Origin of the sequence: Verrucosispora sp. WMMC514, assembly GCF_027497295.1 — a bacterium.
GTDB lineage: Bacteria > Actinomycetota > Actinomycetes > Mycobacteriales > Micromonosporaceae > Micromonospora > Micromonospora palythoicola.
The window spans coordinates 5,269,010-5,285,389 of the sequence record NZ_CP114906.1; the positions used below are offsets into that span (position 1 = coordinate 5,269,010).

The following is a 16,380-nucleotide window of genomic DNA, read 5'->3' on the forward strand; positions in this document are numbered from 1 at the left end:
CTTCCGGTGACCACCACCGCAGGTGGAACGCAACTGTCCACCGCACACCCCCGTCCACTACCAGCAAGACAAGGTGGGGTTCACTTCATGACTTCAACCAAGCCTCGAACCGCTCGGCGATCCCGTTTCACCGCCGTCGCCGCACTTGCCGCGCTCCTGCTGACCTCGACCGCGTGCGGTTCGGACGAAGCCACCGAGCAGGCCAGTGACGGTATGCCGGCCAAGGTCACCATCGCGTACCAGCCGGGCCTGTCATACGCTCCGCTCATCCTGCTCAAGCAGAGCGGCACCCTGGAGAAGGAATTCCCCAACACAACGTTCGAGTGGACGGAGTTGTCGTCCAGCGCCGCAGTGCAGGACGGCATGATCTCCGGCGACATCCAGGTCGGCGCGGGTAGCGCGGCGCAGATGATTCTGGCCTGGGACAAGGGCGTCGACTGGCGGTACCTCGCCTCACTCAACGACGCGGAGCTGTGGCTGATGGCCAAGGACGAGCGTCTCAAGTCTCTCAGTGACTTCACCGGCTCCGACAAGATCGCAATGCCCTCGTTGACGTCTATCCAGGCGCTGGTCCTCCGCAAGGGAGCCCAGGCGCAGCTCGGTGACGCCAAGGCGCTCGACACCAACATCGTGCCGATGTCTCACCCGGACGGCTTGCAGAATCTGGTCAGTGGCCAGATCGCCGGGCACCTGACCTCACCGCCGTTCCAGTTCGACGAGCAGGATCAGGGCATGCGCGTCGTCCTGAAGAGCAGTGACCTCTTCGGGCCGATCATGTTCAACGGCGTGTTCATGATGAACGAGTACTACGAGCAGAACACCGAGTTCTCGACGAAGTTCTATTCGATCCTGGAGAAGCAGATCGGCGCGCTCGCGGACAACCCGGCCGCGGCGGCGAACGACCTCTCGACGAACTCCGGCGGAAAGACCTCGCCGGAGAGCTTCGAGAAGTACCTCACCAATCCGGCGATCACCTACACGACCGAACCGCACGGTCTCCAGGACATCGCCGGTTTCATGAAGGAGATCGGAATGATCTCGAAGACCCCGGGCAGCTGGAAGGACCTCACCTTCCCCACCGTCCACGAGAGTGCTGGCAGCTGACAGCACGACCCGTATATCCCGCGCGGTGACCTCGCCGTCGGCGGTCGCTTCCGGCGACCGCCGACGGCTCGTCGTGCCCCAGTGACCGGCAACGGACGGCGCTGCGGTCAGCGGCGCTCGTCGCGGTCCCGGCGGACGGTGGCCTTGCGACCCTTGATGGTGCTTCCCCGCAGCCCGGCGATGACCTCGTCGGCGACAGTGACAGGCACCTCCACCAGGGAGAATCGATCGGCGATCTCGATCGAGCCGATGTCCCGGCCCCGGACCCCGGTCTCCCCGGTGATCGCACCCACCAGATCCTGCGGGCGTACCCCGGCCCGTCGGCCCACTCCGATGAAGACCTGGGTGGTGCCGGCGGTGCGGGGACGCGCCGGCCGGCGCTCACCCCGGCCCTCGTACCCCGCCGCCCGGCCCTCCCGGGGCGGGCGGACCGCGACCTGCGGGATCTCCTCCTCGGCCTCGTCGGAACCGGGCAGCGTCGCCTCGTGGGCCAACTTCACCGCGGCGAGCGCCACCTCCATCAGGTCGAACTCGTCGCTCAGCGTCTCGACGATCACCCGGAACGGATCCAGGTCGTCCTCCAGCAGGCTCTCCCGCAGCGCGGCCTGGGTCAGCTCCAGACGGCGGGTCCGTAGGTCGGCGACCGTGGGGATCTTGTCTATGGTGATCCGCTGGCCGGTGACCCGCTCGATGGTCTTGAGCATCCGGTGCTCCCGGGGCTCGGCCAGGGTGATCGCGACCCCCTCCCGACCGGCCCGGCCCACCCGGCCGATGCGGTGCACGTACGACTCGGGCGCCGACGGCACGTCGAAGTTGACCACGTGGCTGAGCTGCTCGACGTCGAGCCCACGGGCCGCCACGTCGGTGGCGACCAGCAGGTCCGCGGTGCCGGCGCGCAGCCGCCCCATCACCCGGTCGCGCTGTTCCTGGCTCATGCCGCCGTGCAGTGCCTCGGCCCGGTAGCCGCGACCGTTCATCGTCTCGGTGAGCCGGTCCACCTCCTCCCGGCTGCGGCAGAACACGATCGCCGCGGTGGGGGACTCGACGTCCAGCACCCGCCCCAGCGCCGCCGGCTTGTGCGCCCTTGCCACCAGGTACGCGCTCTGCCGTACCCGGGGGGCCTCGCCGGCCACCGGCTGCTCGCGGGCGATCAGGATGCGTACCGGGTCGGTCAGGTGCGCTCGGGCCATCCCGTCGATACGCGCCGGCATGGTGGCCGAGAAGAGCACCGTCTGCCGCTGCTCGGGGGCGTGTTCCAGGATCGCCTCGATGTCCTCGGCGAACCCCATGTCGAGCATCTCGTCCGCCTCGTCGAGCACCACCGTGGCGAGGTTGCCCAGCCGCAGGGTGCCCCGGGCGATGTGGTCCAGGGCGCGACCGGGCGTGGCCACCACGACGTCGACCCCGGCGTCCAGCGCCCGCAGCTGCCGACCGATCGGCTGCCCACCGTAGATCGGCAGCACCCGGGCACCGAGGTCCTTGCCGTAGCGGTGGAACGCCTCGGAGACCTGCACCGCGAGTTCCCGGGTCGGCACCAGCACCAGCGCGACCGGGTCCTCGCCGGCCCGGTCGTCGGGCATCCGCTGCAACAGGGGCAGGGCGAACGCCGCCGTCTTGCCGGTGCCCGTCGCCGCCTGCCCGAGCAGATCCCGGCCGGCCAGCAGCGGCGGGATCGCCTCCCGCTGGATCGGCGTCGGCTCCTCGTACCCGAGCGCGGCGAGCGCGGCGAGCAGTTCGGGCCGGAGGCCGAGTTCCGTGAAGGCGGGCGGCTCGGTGGACGGGTCGGGCAGTACGGACGTGGAACTCATGGGTCAAGCCTTTCATCACGCCCACCGGTCCGCTGCGGCGACCACCCGAAGATGTGTGCGGGGCCGCCCGAGGCGGCGGCGTGAACACGGACGACGCGGGCTCGTCGACAGCTGATCGGTATCCCGGACGAAGACTTGCGGTGACCTAGCATCGGGTCGTGACAGTCACGGTGTCGGCCGGCGGCCCGCAGCAGGCTCTCCTGCGGCGGGTGATCGCGTACTTCGCGGCCAACGGCGTCGGCGACACGAGTCTGCGTACGCTCGCCGCGGAGATCGGCACCAGCCACCGGATGTTGATCTACCACTTCGGCTCCCGTGAGGGGTTGCTCACCGCGATGGTCGAGGCCGTCTGGCGGACCCAGCAGGAACTGCTCGAATCGCTGCTCCGCGAGGCGATGGACGACCCGTACGAGGGCGCCTGGCGGTTCTGGGTCCGGCTCGCCGACGACCGGGCCTTCGCGCCGCTGTTCTTCGAGATGTCGGCGGCGGCGATGCAGGGGCACGGGTGGGCCGGTGCGCTGCGTACCTGGATCACCGTCTGGACCGACCGGCTCGGTCGGTTCTTCGAGCAGGTGGGCCACCCGCCCGGGCCGGCCCGGACGCAGGCGCGGATGGCGATGGCGATGACTCGGGGCGTGTTGTTCGAGTTGGCGCTCACCGGTGACCGGGCCACCGCCGACACCACCATGGCGGCCTTCCTGGAGTCCACGCGTCCGACCAGCCGAGCCGGGTGACCTCTCGCCGCGGCCGGTGACCCGGTGACGCGTCCGGTCGTGGGTGGGCTCAGTGGTGCGGGCGGTGCACCTCGGTGGAGACGAACCGGGCGAGCTCCGCCGCGAGCCGGCGGGGCTGGTCCTCGGGTATCAGCGTGTAGCTGTCGTCGATCTCGACCAGCCGGCCCCGCCGAAACAGTGCCGCCAGCCGGGGCCCGTGCGAGCGGGGCATGAGCTTGTCCTCGCGGGCCCAGACCACGAGGACCGGTCGGTCGAACGACGCCACCCGGTCGGGCAGGGCCCGCAGTTCCGCCTTCGGCGGGGTGGACAGCGCGAAGGTGCGCAGGTCCCGTCGGATCGCCCGGTCCCGCTGCGCGGGCCGGAACCAGGCGTCCATCACCTCGTCGGGAATCGGGTACTTGCTCATCCATCCCCAGGCACCGGGGGCGCGGCGGAACCAGCCGAACCGTTGCAGGTGCATCGACAGCCAGAGCGCACCGGGCAGTCGCGCGCTCTTCGCCACCGCCTTGCCCGGTCTGCCCGGTGGGAAGTTGTCGAACGCCTCGCAGGCGACCAGCACCAGAGCGGCGATCCGGTCGGTCGGACCGTCGGCCACGAGGAACTGCACGCCACCCCAGTCGTTGGCGACCAGGGTCACCTCGCGCAGGTCCAGCGCGTCGAGCAGTTCTCCCACGAGCGCGGCGACGCCGCGGTGGGTGACCAGCTCCGGTCGGGCCATCGGTCGCCGGTGGCTGCCGAGCGGCAGCGTGGGGCAGACGCAGCGCACGGTGGGCCCGAGTTCGGTGACCACCCGACGCCACAGTGTCGCGTCCATGTTCACCCCGTGCAGCAGCACCAGGACCGGTCCGTCACCACCCGTGTCGGTGTAGTCGATCGTCCCGGCGGTCAGGGTGATGGTCGGCATCGACCGGGCCTCCTGTCGATCGACCGTACCTCCGCGGCACGGCCATGTACCGAATGGTACATGGCCGTGCTCGGTCGGGTCCGTTCTGTCCGTCGCCGAGGCGGTGCCCGCCCACCGGCGTGTTCTGCCACGCCTTAGGGGGATACGGGAGTATTGCTCGTACTCATCCGGATCGGTGACGTTACTTTCTGTTACGAGCGATCATCGCGGCGGCAGAGAGGACCGATCATGCGAGTGCCCAGCCGAAGCCCGGGACACCGATCCGGTCCTGCCGTCACTCCGGCTCGCCGTCGCCCCCGAGGCGTCGTGCGCCCGCTCGCCGCGGCCCCGCCCGACCTGGCGGCCTACCGCGACGCCGTGGCCGAGCTGTTGGTCGAGGTGAGCGCGCTGGCCGGAGAGGGCAGCGCGAAGGCCCGTCAGGTGCTGATCGACCAGCGACTGCGGGAGCCGGCCATCGTGCGGGTGCTCGACGCCACCTCCCAGGGCCTGATCGGAGCCCGCGAGACCCTGCTGCTGGAGATGGCCCGCTACCAGCCGAACGAGCGCAGCTCCGCCGCCGACCTGGCCGCCCTCGTGCGGATCTACCTGCTGTCGCGGATCGACGTGATGTGGTGGCGCGACGCCGCCACGTTCCTCACCGACACGCAGGTGAACCACAGCACCGAGCTGGTGGACCTCGAATGGCTGCGGCGCCGGGGCCTGCTGCGCTTCCAGTACACCGAGCAACCCCGCACGATCGTCGGCCGGGGCGTACGGGCGCTGCGTCGTCGGGTGCTGCCCGACGCCACGCCGCGTACCGCCGGGCTGTTGTTCCGCCGGGCCCGCCGCGAGGTGATCGCGCTGCTCAACGACATCGGGCGTGAATTCGCCGCCGCCACCCCGGCCGGCGCCCCGCCGCTGTGGGTGACCAGCCTGGTCCGCAGCGCCGAACACCAGTACCGGTTGCGACGCCTCGGGTACGCCGCGATGGTGCCCAGCGGCCACTGCCTGGGCTGGGCGGTGGACGTGGAGATGGACTGGTACCGCCGCTTCGGTGTGCGCGAGACCCTGGCCGGGCTGCTGCTGAACCGGCAGCGGGCCGGCGAGATCAACGTGGTCGACGAGGGGCAGGCGTGGCACATCTGCCTCGCGCCGTCGGCGGCGCTGCGGCTGCGCCGCGCGTACGAGGCCGAGATGGGGATCTGACGATGTGCGGGATCATGCTCAGCATCGGCCCGGAGGCCGATCCCGCCATCTTCCGGCGGATGCTCGGCACGCTCGCGCCACGGGGCGAGGTGACCGAGACCCGGCACGAGAACGGACTGCTCGCCGGAACCCGGCGGCTGCGGGTGGTGGACCGGGAGCGCGCGGTACAGCCCTGGGTCTCCGCCGACGAGCGTTGGCTGCTCTGCTACAACGGCGAGGTCTTCAACCACCACGAGCTGCGGACCGAGCTGACCGCTCTCGGCCACCGGTTCCGCAGTGCCAGCGACACCGAGGTGGTGCTCGCCGCGTTCGAGCACTGGGGCGAGCGGATGGTGACCCGGTTGCGCGGCGAGTACGCCTTCGTCGTGGTGGAACGGGCCACCGGGCGCGCGTACCTGGTCCGGGATCCGCTCGGGGTCAAGCCGCTGTACTGGGCGCGGACCCCGGGCTGCCTGCACCTCGCCAGTGAGATCAAGGCGCTGGTCCGGCTGGGCGCGCCGGTGGCCGAGGTGCCGCCGGGGCACCATGGCTGGGCCGACGCCGACGGTGAGGTCCAGCTACGACCGTACGTGGATCTGCTCGCCCTCGGCGCGGGCCGGCCGGTGGTGGCGGACCCGGACGAGGCCGCCCTGCTCGTCCGTGCCGCCCTCACCGACAGCCTCCGGGTGCGGTTGGACACCGATCTCACGGTCGGCGTGGTGCTCTCCGGTGGCCTGGACAGCTCCCTGGCGCTGCTGCACGCGGCGCGGTCGCACCCGGACTGCGTCGCCGTCACCGTCGGCGTGCCGCAGAGCCCCGACCTGGCGTACGCGCGGCGGCTGGCGAAGGACCTCGGCGTCGCGCACGAGGTGGTGGAGTTACGCCCGCGCGACATCCGGCTGGCGGACGTGCGGGAGGCGATCCGGATATCGGAGCTGACCGAGTACGGCGACATCATCAACGCCGTGGTCTCCGTACCGATCTTTCGCAGGCTGCGGGAACTCGGCGTCAAGGTCGTGCTTACCGGGGACGGATCCGACGAGCTGTTCGGCGGTTACCCGATGTATCACGAGGTGGGCCCGGAGGCGTCCCGGCGACTCTTCCTGCACAAGATCCGAAACCTGTGCCGGACCGAGTTGCAGCGGGTCGACCGCACCAGCATGGCCTTCGGCGTCGAGGCCCGGGTGCCCTTCCTCGATCTCGCGCTGGTCGAGTTGGCGATGCGGTTGCCGATCGAGTTGAAGATGCGGGACGGCCAGGAGAAGTGGATCGTCCGTCGGGCGTTCGCCGACCTGCTGCCCGACTACATCCGACGTCGGCCGAAGCACCCCATGTCGTACTCCTCCGGGCTGCACGAGCGGACCCGGCTGTACAAGCCGCTCTTCGCCCGCCTGCACCGCTCCTTCGGCTACCACCTGCTGGAGCCGGTCCGCCGCGACTTCGACAGCGTGCTGACGCGCTGCGGCAACGACCTGGACGCCGCGCTCGCCGCCGGCCGGGCGAGGCCCGACTACACGGTGCTCGAACACGCCCGCGACCTGGTCGGCGCGGCGAAGTGGAACGCCACCCCGATCATGCGCCGGCTGGTGTCCCCGCGCCGCAACCGTGGCGACGAGGCCCCGCTGCCCGGCTGAACCGTTGCCGGCGTCCGGTGGGCCAGGCTTGACTCTGACACGGTGTCAGCGCCGACCGTGGAGGTGCCATGTTGACCATCGGAGACTTCGCCAGCCTCGGCCGCGTGTCGGTACGGATGCTTCGGCACTACGACAGCCTCGGGCTGCTACCGCCGGCCGCCGTCGATCCGCACAGCGGCTACCGCTACTACACCGCCGCCCAGTTGGGTCGGCTCAACCGGGTGATCGCGCTGAAGGACCTCGGGCTGACCCTGGCCCAGGTGCGGGCGATCCTCGACGAGACTGTCGACCTCGGTGAGCTGCGGGGCATGCTGCGGCTGCGCCGGGCCCAGTTGGCGGCCCAGGTGGCGGCGGACACGGCGCGGCTGTCGAGCGTCGAGGCGAGGCTCCACATGATCGAGACGGAGGGTCAGATGACCAGCCAGGATGTCGTACTCAAGCAGGTGCCGCCGATCCGGGTCGCGGAGCTGAGTGCCGTCGCCCGCAGCTACGAGCCGGCGGACATCGGTCCGGTACTGACGCCGCTCTACCCGGAGCTGTTCCGCCGGCTGGAGGAGGCCGGGGTGCACCCGGCCGGACCGGCGGTGGCCTGGTACGACCAGGCCGCCGACGGTGAGGGCGTGGTCGTGCATGCCGGGGTGGGGATCGAAGGCGCAACGGCGGCCGGTGACGTCGCCGTGGTGGAACTGCCGGAGATCACGGCGGCGACGACGATCCACCACGGCCCGATGGACACGGCCGACCGCAGCATGCAGGTGCTGGCCCGGTGGATCGAGGAGAACGACTGGCGGCCGGACGGCTACGCTCGCGAGTTCTATGTCGAGTACTGGCCGGAGGAGGCCGACAAGGGGGTCACCGAGCTGCAGCTGCCGGTACGTCGGGCCTGAACCGGGCTGGTGGCCGGCCACCCGCCGCGCGGTGGTCCAGGTCAGCCCGTGAGCAGCAGGGCGCCGACCGCGACGAGCGTGCCGAGCACCGCGACCGCGGCACTCGTCACCAGGAACCGAAGCACCGGTACCCGGACCCGGGCGGCTCGGCAGCGTTCCAGCCACAGCAGCGTCGCCAGCGACGCCCAGGGCAGCGCCAGCGGTCCCACGTTGGTGCCGATCAGCAGCGCCAGCAGTCGCTGCCGTTCCCCGGCGGGCAGCGCCACCTCACCGGCCAGATAGGCCGGCAGATTGTTCACCAGGTTGGCCAGCAGAGCTCCGGTACCGCCCGCGCGTAGCGCGCCCAGGACCCCACCGTCCCGCCCGACCAGTCCGACCACCAGGTCGTTCAACCCGTGCCGACCGACCGTCTGGATCACCAGGAACAGTCCGGTGACGAAGAGCAGCAACCGCCAGGGGACCAGCGCGTACCGCAGCGCGGCGGGCGAGCGGAGCGCGAAGGCGACCACCAGCAGACCGGCGGCGACCGCCGAGCCGAGGCCGACCGGCACGCCGGTCAGGATCGCGCCGACGAACACCAGGCAGCCCGCGAGCGCGATGCGGTACAGCACCGGGTCGGGCGGACGGTGCGGTGCCGGTGTCGGGAACCGGTTGCCCGGCGGTCGCTCCGGCCGCCACCAGCAGTACCAGAGCAGCACCGTGGTGACCGCGAGCACGGCCAGTTGCGGCAGCCACATCAGGCTCGCGTACGTGAGCGGGTCCAGCCCGATCCGGTCCGCGGCGAGCAGGTTTGTCAGGTTGGACACCGGCAGCAGCAGGCTGGCCGTGTTCGCCAGCCAGACGGTGGTGACCGCCAGCGGCGCCACCGCGGTGCGCAGCGTGACCGCCAGGGTGAGCAGCACCGGGGTGAGCAGCACGGCGGTGGTGTCCAGGTTGAGCACGACGGTGGTCACCGCGGCGAAGCCGACACAGAGCGCGAACAGCGCCGGCCAGCTACCTCCGGCGGCGCCGGCCAACCGGGTCGCGAGCACGTCGAAGACGCCGGCGGCCGCGGTCAGTTCGGCGAGGATCACCACGGTGCCGAGGAAGATCAGCAGCGGCAGGATCCGGCCGAGGGTGGCGGCGGCCTCGGGACGGGGCAGCAGCCCGGTCGCCACGCAGCCGGCCCCGACGACGGCGAGCGCGACGGCGATCGCGTCGAGCGGGTGCGGGCGTCGTCGGGTCGGTCGGATCGGGGCGGGCGGGGCAGCCCCGGCGGAGGTCACGGTCGGCCATCCTGACACGCCCGGCGTACGCTGCCGGTTCCGGTGCCGGTGCCGGTGACGGCGGGCACGGCCGGCGGTGACAGCGCAACCGGGACGGCGGCCTGCCGACCGCACCCGGAGTGGATGGTGTCGGCAGGCCGCCGCCGGTGTGGCCCGCTCAGCCGGCGGGCGGGTACGGGTCGTCCTGGTAGGTGTACTCGGTCTCGATCTTCCCGTCGGCGGTGTGCACCACGAGCTGGCTGGGCTCGTTGCCGTGCGCCGTCTCGCGCCCGACCTCGACCGCCCGCTGCTTCGTGTCGTACGTCCCGACGACGGTGCTGCCCTGCTCGACCTTCCAGCCGGTGCCGTCGGGCACCACGTGGTACTCGTTGCGCGTCATCTCCCACCCCTTCCCTGCGTGACGGACGAGGTACCCGGGACGGGCGGGGGAAAACGTGGCCACTGCGGCGGCTGGTGGGCGTGGTCCGGCACGGACCGGGCCCGGCCACCCCCCGCGGGGGCGACCGGGCCCGGTCGGTGTGCTGGTCCTACCAGCTCAGGTAGCTGGGCTGGGTCTGCACGTTCAGTTCGCGGAAGTAGGCGAGCTTGGCCGTCCACGTCCGCCAGTCGTTGAGCTCGAGCACGTCGAGCCCCTTCTGGATGTCGGAGGAGTAGATGTGCCCGTTGTAGTAGTAGGCCGACCAGGAGCCGCCGATGATGAGCTGGTCCTCCGACAGCGGGCCGCGCTCCCAGTAGCCGATCTCCTTGGGCTTGCGGGAGTTGGTGAAGTCCCACACCGAGACGCCGCCCTGATACCAGGCCTGGACCATGATGTCCTTGCCGAGGACCGGGATGAGCGAACCGTTGTGGGCCACGCAGTTCTCGGTGTCGGCGTTGGTCCGCGGGATCTTGTAGTAGCTGCGGAACTCCAGTTCGCGCGCGTCACCCCGGCCGGTGATGTCGTAGATGGCGTTGGCACCGCGCTCCGGGCCCACGGCCTCGTTGCAGGTGGCGCCGCCGCCACCGCCCAGCTCGTCGGTGAAGACGACCTTGGTGCCGCGGTTGTTGAAGGTGGCCGAGTGCCAGAACGCGAAGTTGGTGGTGTCCCGCACGGTGTGCAGCACCCGTGGTGCCTCCCGCTTGCTGATGTCCAGCAGCACCCCGTCACCCATGCAGGCGCCGGCGGCGAGGTCCTTTGACGGGTAGGCGGTGATGTCGTGGCAACCGGAGGTCGCCGAGCCGCCGGTGCGACCCCCGTAACCGCCGTCGGGGAAGAGGTTCGGCGTGGCGACCACGGCCGCGTCGGTGGGCTTCTTGAGCGGCACCTTGACGATGCTGATCGAGTCGTGCGGCGGCTGGCAGTCCGGGAAGGCGGCGTTCGGGCTGTACGAGGAGACGTACAGGTAGACCGACTTCTTGTCCTTCGCCGGTACCAGGGTGTGGGTGTGCGAGCCGCAGGCCGTCTCGACCGCCTTGATGTAGCGCGGGCTGGCCTTGTGGCTGATGTCGAAGATCTTGATGCCCTCCCACGATTCCTTGATCGTGGCGGACTGGGAGGTGCTGCCGCACGAGTCGTCGTTGCGGGACGCGTCCGTCGACAGGAAGAGCAGGTCACCGTAGACGGAGACGTCGTTCTGCGCGCCCGGGCAGAGCACCTGGGAGACGATCGTCGGTTTGCTCGGCTTGGCGACGTCGTAGATGACGAAGCCGTCGTAGTTGCCGACGAAGGCGTACCTGCCCTGGAAGGCGATGTCGGTGCCGAGCGCCGCGGTGGTGTTGAACGGCGCCTGCTTCGGCAGGTTGGCGATCAGTTTGAGGTTGGGGCTGCTGGCGATCTCGTCGACAGCGAGCGGTGCCTCGACGGCCGCGGCTGGCTCGGTTGCCGCTGACGAGACCGTCTGCGCGTTGCCGGGTGAGGCAACGGCGACGCTGGCGAGGAGGAGCCCGGTGGCGGCCACACTGACGATGCGCAGTTGCCGCCCCCGTGGCAGGGTCAATCCGACCATCGGCGACGCCCTTCGAGAGGGTAGTGACGTTGGCCGTACCCTACTCGCAGATGAGTGTCGTCGATGTGATCCAGATCACATTCAGCGTCCAATGTGAATGGATGCGATCGCGGCGACCTCGACTCGGAGACGGTAGGGCATGACCGCCCGGCGTGGACGCCCGTTCGCCACCGTCACATCAGAGGCGTTCCACCATGGAGCCGGCGCAGCGGTTGCGGGTGTCGAAGACGTATCGGGCATGGCGGACCACGAGGTCGTAGTCGAACACGTCGTGGTCGGTGACCACCACGACCCCGTCGGCCTCGCGCAGCTCACGCTCGGTCAGGCTCACCGTCAGCACCCCGTCGGGGAGGTGGTGCGCCTCGGCGTACGGCTCGACCGCCCGGACCTCGGCGCCGAGTTCCCGTAGCCGCCGGGCGACCTCGACGGCCGGCGAGTCACGCATGTCACCGGTGTTGCGCTTGTACGCCAACCCGAGCAGCAGCAGCCGGGCGCCCCGGACCGCCCGCCCGGAGCGGTTCAACCCGGCCATCACCCGCTGGGCCACGTGCTCGGGCATCTCGTGGTTGACGTCGTTGGCCAGTTCGATGAACCGGAACTGCCGGCCGAGCCGGCGCTTGACCTGCCAGGAGAGGTAGCAGGGGTCGATCGGCAGGCAGTGTCCGCCGACGCCGGGCCCGGGCCGGAACGGCATGAATCCGAACGGCTTCGTCTCGGCCGCCTCGATGGCCTGCCACACGTCGATGTCCAACTGGTGCGAGAGCATCGTCAGCTCGTTGACCAGCGCTATGTTGACCTGGCGGAAGGTGTTCTCGATGAGCTTGGTCAGCTCGGCGACCCGGGTCGAGTCCACCGGCACCGTGCGCTGGACCAGTCGCCGGTAGAACGAGTCGACCCGCGCCAGCGCGGCGGCGTCCACCCCGGAAACCACCTTCGGCGTGTTCGCCAGCTGCCACGTCGGGTTGCCCGGATCGATGCGTTCGGGGCTGTACCCGAGGTGGTAGTCCCCGGGACTACGCAGCCCACTGGCCGCCTCCAGCAGCGGGCGGAGCAGCTCCTCGGTGGTGCCGGGGTAGGTGGTCGACTCCAGGACCACGGTGCAGCCGGGCCGCAGGTACGGTCCGATCCTCGTACCGGCCTGTTCCACGAAGCTCAGGTCGGGGGTGCCGTCGCGCAGCGGAGTGGGCACGGTGATGACGCAGACGTCGAAGTCCTTCGCATCGGCGTACTCGGTGCTCGGCTGGTAGCGACCGCTGGCCAGGGCCCGGCCGAGCCGGTCGGCCGGGATGTCCGACACGAACGACTCGCCGGAGGCGAGCCGCTTGATCCGGTCGGCGTCGACGTCCAGGCCGACCACGTCCATCCCGGCCTCGACGGCCTGCATGGCCAGCGGCAGACCGACGTAACCCTGGCCGACGACGACCAACTTCTCCACGCTCACCCGAACTCCCACACCCTAGGAGATAACTGCTGGTGAGGAGCCTAGAACGCGGTGTGGTGCCGTACGTCCGTTTCGGGGATTTCGGGAAGGTTGAGGCTGGTGTGGTCAGCCGCCCTCGCCCTCGCCGGTGCCCGGATCCACCTCGGGTTCGGTGCTCGTCGCCGACGGCGTGGGGGAGGCCGGTGGGGTGGGGCTGCTGGACGTGCCCGTCGGATCCGGGGTGTCGGGGCTGGAGCCGGTCGGATCCGGCGACGGGGGTTCGCTCGACTCGCTGGGCTGCGGGGAGGACGGCTCGGGCGACGGGGACTCGGTCGGTCGGCTGGTCGAGCCCGCCGGACGCAGCGACGGCGCCTGCGCAGGTGCGCTCTCCTGCGGGCTCGGCGGTGCCTCGTCCTCGACGCTGGACTCCGCCGTCGGCGCGGTCGTCGGCAGCTTGACCGCCGGGGTGTTCGCCTCCTGCGTGGCGCCGAGCGCCGCACCGAGCGCCGTCATCCCGACCAGCACGGCGGTCAGCGCGCCGACCAGCTTGCCGCGCCGTCGTCGGCCCGGTGGCCGTGGGTCGAACACCGGCTGCCCGGTGCGCGTGTCCGGTCCCGCGTCGCGCAGCGCCGGTCCCATCGGGGTCACCGTGGTGGGCAGGCTGCCCTCCGAAACGGCGGCCCGGGCCGCCTCCGCCATCGCCGCGCCGCTGCTGAACCGGTCGGCCGGGTCCTTGGCGAGCGCCCGGTCGACCAGCACCCGGACCGCCTCGGGTATGTCGTGCGGCAGTTCCGGTGGCGGGTCGTCGAGGTGCCGGACGGCGACCTGGAGGGGGTTGTCGCCGGTGAACGGCGGACTGCCGGTCAGGCAGCAGTAGGCGACCGCGCCGAGCGCGTACAGGTCGGTCGCCCCCGAGACCGGCCGCCCGGCGGCCTGCTCGGGAGCCATGTAGAGGGCGGTGCCCGGGACGGCGTTCGTGCTGGTGATGCTCGTGACGTTTGTCGACCGGGCGACCCCGAAGTCGACCAGGACGACCGTACCGTCCTCCTGCATCAGCAGGTTGCTCGGTTTGACGTCGCGGTGCACGATCCCGCCGAGGTGCGCGGCGTGCAACGCCTGCGCCGCCTGGGCCACCACCGACATGGCCACGCCCACGTCCAAGCGGCCCTCGGCCTCGATCCGCTTGGACAGCGGTTGACCGGTGACGAACTCCATGACCAGGTAGTCGGCTCGGCCACCGTCGGGCAGATCGTCCTCGCCGCAGTCGTAGACCTGCACGATCCCCGGGTGCCGCAGCGCCGCCATGATCCGCGCCTCGGCGCGGAACCGGGCGATGAAGTCAGGATCGGAGACGAGCGCGGGCAGCAGCACCTTGACCGCGACCTGCCGGCCGAGGATCAAGTCGGTTGCCCGCCAGACGTCGCCCATGCCGCCGGTGGCGACACGCTCGTCCAAGCGGTACCGGCCGCTGAGTACGACCTCCGAAGACAACACGGCACCACCGTACCCACAGCGGGCTCGACCGGCGCGTCGGCGGGTCGGGCCGTCCCGGTGCCGCAACCGACATGTCCGTCGGCGGCGGGCCACGGACGTGTCAGCTGGTGATCGCACCGGCACCGGGTGCAACATCGTCGTCGGTACCGCCCGGTACGTCCGGGCTGCCGGTGGCCGCAGCGTCGTCGCCCCGCACCGCGTTACGGCGAACCGCAGCGACACGGGTAGACAATTCTCACTGCGGGTACGCCTCGACCCGTCCGGTCGGCGGCGTCGGCGGTCCCGACCTCAGCCCGGTCAGGTCGGCCGACGCGGGTCGCGCGGTCCAGGTTGTGATCCCCGGCGTTGTCGGCGAGAATCCGCTACCGGGCCGCACCGGCCCGGTTCGGTCAGGTGGACGGGGGCGGGTTGCGGATCGAGGTTCGGCGCGCGCAGCGGGCCGAACCGTCGCGTGCCCCGGCCAGGCGGGCGTCGCGTCAGCGGCCGGTGGGTCAGCGGCGGTGCGACCGTGCCCGGTGAACTGGACGACCTGGTATCGGCAGCCCGGGCCGGTGACGAGGACGCCTTCCGCCAGCTCTACCGCACCCTGCAGCCCGGGCTGCTGCGCTACCTGACCGCCCTGGTCGGCGCGGACGCCGAGGACGTCGCGTCGGAGACCTGGCTGCAGGTCGCCCGGGACCTGCCCACCTTCACCGGTGGGGAATTTCGTGCCTGGGCCGTCACCATCGCCCGGAACCGGGCCATGGATCACCTGCGCCGGCAGCGCCGTCGCCCCGCACTGTCAGTGCCGGTGCAGGAACTGAGCGAGTTGGCCGGGGACGCGGACACCGCCGAGCGGGCGGGTGAGACCCTCGGTACCGAGGCGGCACTCGCGCTGATCGCCAGCCTGCCGCCCCGGGAGGCCGAGGCGGTCCTGCTGCGTGCCGTGATCGGGCTCGACGCGGAGACCGCCGGACGGGTGCTCGGCCGTCGGGCCGGTGCGGTGCGTACCGCCGCCCACCGCGGGCTGCGCCGACTGGCCGTCCTACTGGACCAGCGAGGAGCGGCCACCACCCCGGGCGACGCGGCGGCCGGACCGGACGGGGCCCCGAGCCGGACGGACACCCGGCCGGCCGGCCTCCCGCCCCAGATCGAACCGGTGGACGGCTGACATGCGCGGACTGCTGCTGATGCTGCGCCGGTCGCGTCGTGCCGACCACGAGCGGCTGCTGGACGCCGCCCCGGACGCCCGGCCCACCCGGGCGGCGCCGGGCCCGACCGGCCCGCTGGCCGACCTGTTGCGGGCCGCGGCCGCTCCGGCCCGGGAGCGGGAACTGGCCGGCGAGGACGCCGCCGTCGCGGCGTTTCGGGCCGCCCGCCAGCCGGAGGCGGCGGTACCGGTGGCCCGGCGACGACGGCACCGGTTCACCGCCGGTGCCGTGGCCTGGATCGCCGGGCTGGTGGCCACCGCCACCGCGGGCGCCGCCCTGGCCGGGGTCGGCCTGAACCGCGCCGGTCCGGGCACGTCACCGGTGGTCACCAGCCCGGCCGTGCCGGCCCCCGGCGTCGACGACCGCACGCCCGCCGGCGAGGCCACCGCGACCCCGACCGGTGCGCCCACCGGTACGGCGACCTCCGTGCCCACGCGGTCACCGAGCACCTCGGTGTCGCCGAGCGCGTCGGCGACACCGAGCCCCGACACCAGCGGGTACGTCGGTCCCGGCAACTCGGACAACACCGCCGACCGGCCGGGGCTGTGTCGGGCCTACCTGGCCAAGTCGGAACGGCAGCGGGAAAAGGCACTACGCAAGCCCGCGTTCGAGGAACTGGTGGTCGCGGCCGGCGGCGCGGAACACGTCGAGGAGTACTGCCGCGAACTGCGGGCCGGTGCCGACGCGGAGCCGACCGCGAGCCCCGGCGGCTGAATCGGGCCGGACAGCCCGCACGCTTCCCACCCGGACCGAATTCGACCGAATCGTGAAATCCTTTCGACGCGCTGTGT

Annotated in this window: 14 protein-coding genes; 7 read left to right on the plus strand and 7 right to left on the minus strand. The window is 71.5% G+C overall.

Going from position 1 to position 16,380, the window contains the following annotated elements:
- Nucleotides 1-6 precede the first annotated feature (6 nt).
- Complete coding sequence (locus O7597_RS24500; protein WP_164447329.1) at nt 7-1,104, plus strand: ABC transporter substrate-binding protein; 1,098 nt, start codon at nt 7-9, stop codon at nt 1,102-1,104.
- Between the two features lie 107 nt (nt 1,105-1,211).
- Here O7597_RS24500 and O7597_RS24505 read toward each other — a convergent pair whose 3' ends face one another.
- On the minus strand, nt 1,212-2,912 hold the full coding sequence (locus O7597_RS24505; protein WP_281580845.1) for a DEAD/DEAH box helicase: 1,701 nt from the start codon (nt 2,910-2,912) through the stop codon (nt 1,212-1,214).
- A 158-nt stretch (nt 2,913-3,070) separates the two neighbouring features.
- Between O7597_RS24505 and O7597_RS24510 the strand changes: the two genes are divergently transcribed.
- Nucleotides 3,071-3,646: a TetR family transcriptional regulator gene (locus tag O7597_RS24510; protein ID WP_281580846.1), complete on the plus strand. Its 576-nt coding sequence runs from the start codon at nt 3,071-3,073 to the stop codon at nt 3,644-3,646.
- A 49-nt stretch (nt 3,647-3,695) separates the two neighbouring features.
- On the opposite strand, the gene O7597_RS24515 is transcribed toward O7597_RS24510, so the two are convergent.
- Entirely contained in the window at nt 3,696-4,550 is an 855-nt protein-coding gene (locus O7597_RS24515) for an alpha/beta hydrolase (RefSeq protein ID WP_269741072.1), read from the minus strand.
- Nucleotides 4,551-4,778: 228 nt separating this feature from the next.
- Between O7597_RS24515 and O7597_RS24520 the strand changes: the two genes are divergently transcribed.
- From O7597_RS24520 to O7597_RS24530, 3 genes are all read left to right on the plus strand, one after another.
- A complete protein-coding gene (locus tag O7597_RS24520; RefSeq protein WP_269741073.1) occupies nt 4,779-5,735 on the plus strand; it encodes a DUF5715 family protein in 957 nt (318 codons plus the stop codon).
- Between the two features lie 2 nt (nt 5,736-5,737).
- A complete protein-coding gene (locus O7597_RS24525) occupies nt 5,738-7,348 on the plus strand; it encodes an asparagine synthase-related protein (RefSeq protein ID WP_281580847.1) in 1,611 nt (536 codons plus the stop codon).
- A gap of 68 nt (nt 7,349-7,416) precedes the next feature.
- On the plus strand, nt 7,417-8,235 hold the full coding sequence (locus O7597_RS24530; RefSeq protein WP_269741075.1) for a MerR family transcriptional regulator: 819 nt from the start codon (nt 7,417-7,419) through the stop codon (nt 8,233-8,235).
- 41 nt (nt 8,236-8,276) lie between these two features.
- Here O7597_RS24530 and O7597_RS24535 read toward each other — a convergent pair whose 3' ends face one another.
- From O7597_RS24535 to O7597_RS24555, 5 genes are all read right to left on the minus strand, one after another.
- Complete coding sequence (locus O7597_RS24535; RefSeq protein ID WP_281580848.1) at nt 8,277-9,500, minus strand: SLC13 family permease; 1,224 nt, start codon at nt 9,498-9,500, stop codon at nt 8,277-8,279.
- 157 nt (nt 9,501-9,657) lie between these two features.
- Complete coding sequence (locus tag O7597_RS24540; RefSeq protein ID WP_164447321.1) at nt 9,658-9,879, minus strand: DUF2188 domain-containing protein; 222 nt, start codon at nt 9,877-9,879, stop codon at nt 9,658-9,660.
- Nucleotides 9,880-10,027: 148 nt separating this feature from the next.
- Entirely contained in the window at nt 10,028-11,485 is a 1,458-nt protein-coding gene (locus O7597_RS24545) for a hypothetical protein (protein ID WP_281580849.1), read from the minus strand.
- 178 nt (nt 11,486-11,663) lie between these two features.
- Entirely contained in the window at nt 11,664-12,926 is a 1,263-nt protein-coding gene (locus O7597_RS24550; RefSeq protein ID WP_269741078.1) for a nucleotide sugar dehydrogenase, read from the minus strand.
- A gap of 105 nt (nt 12,927-13,031) precedes the next feature.
- Nucleotides 13,032-14,399, minus strand: a complete 1,368-nt coding sequence (locus tag O7597_RS24555) for a serine/threonine-protein kinase (protein ID WP_281580850.1) — start codon at nt 14,397-14,399, stop codon at nt 13,032-13,034.
- A 508-nt stretch (nt 14,400-14,907) separates the two neighbouring features.
- Here O7597_RS24555 and O7597_RS24560 point away from each other — a divergent pair.
- A complete protein-coding gene (locus O7597_RS24560; protein WP_281580851.1) occupies nt 14,908-15,549 on the plus strand; it encodes an RNA polymerase sigma factor in 642 nt (213 codons plus the stop codon).
- A 1-nt stretch (nt 15,550) separates the two neighbouring features.
- A complete protein-coding gene (locus tag O7597_RS24565; RefSeq protein WP_281580852.1) occupies nt 15,551-16,303 on the plus strand; it encodes a hypothetical protein in 753 nt (250 codons plus the stop codon).
- Nucleotides 16,304-16,380 lie beyond the last annotated feature (77 nt).

Coding starts and splice junctions, on each gene's coding strand:
- O7597_RS24505 (WP_281580845.1), bottom strand. CDS start 2,912: ATGAGTTCCACGTCCGTACTGCCCGACCCGTCCACCGAGCCGCCCGCC.
- O7597_RS24540 (WP_164447321.1), bottom strand. CDS start 9,879: ATGACGCGCAACGAGTACCACGTGGTGCCCGACGGCACCGGCTGGAAG.
- O7597_RS24545 (WP_281580849.1), bottom strand. CDS start 11,485: ATGGTCGGATTGACCCTGCCACGGGGGCGGCAACTGCGCATCGTCAGT.
- O7597_RS24565 (WP_281580852.1), top strand. CDS start 15,551: ATGCGCGGACTGCTGCTGATGCTGCGCCGGTCGCGTCGTGCCGACCAC.
- O7597_RS24515 (WP_269741072.1), bottom strand. CDS start 4,550: ATGCCGACCATCACCCTGACCGCCGGGACGATCGACTACACCGACACG.
- O7597_RS24520 (WP_269741073.1), top strand. CDS start 4,779: ATGCGAGTGCCCAGCCGAAGCCCGGGACACCGATCCGGTCCTGCCGTC.
- O7597_RS24525 (WP_281580847.1), top strand. CDS start 5,738: ATGTGCGGGATCATGCTCAGCATCGGCCCGGAGGCCGATCCCGCCATC.
- O7597_RS24530 (WP_269741075.1), top strand. CDS start 7,417: ATGTTGACCATCGGAGACTTCGCCAGCCTCGGCCGCGTGTCGGTACGG.